General features: G+C 53.9%; 1 protein-coding gene. It reads left to right on the forward strand.

Features of this window, described 5'->3' with window-relative positions; genetic code table 11:
* Positions 1-321: DNA-processing protein DprA (locus WEIDD23_RS12465; RefSeq protein WP_197458913.1), on the forward strand; the 321-nt coding region annotated here is incomplete at both ends.

A 321-nucleotide genomic window follows, 5' to 3' on the forward strand; every position in this document is an offset into this window, starting at 1 on the left:
TGGGGGCACGTGAATTGACGCCGTATGGTCAGCAAGTATTGGCGACATGGCTACCGCACTTGGTTAGCGCGCAATTGGTCACCGTATCAGGTTTAGCACGAGGTACAGACGAAGCTGTCCATCGGGGCACCCTGGCGCATGGTGGGCAAACAATCGCTGTGATTGGAACCGGCGTTGACGTGGCTTATCCAAAGCGGCGTGATAATTTGCAAACCCAAATCAGTCAGCAGGGACTCATCTTAAGTGAGTATTTACCATGGGAGCCCCCGGCAAAGCATCACTTTCCGGAACGAAACCGCATTATTGCCGGGTTAGCCCAAG

This window comes from Weissella sp. DD23 (assembly GCF_001579105.1).
GTDB classification, from domain to species: Bacteria; Bacillota; Bacilli; order Lactobacillales; family Lactobacillaceae; genus Weissella; species Weissella cibaria.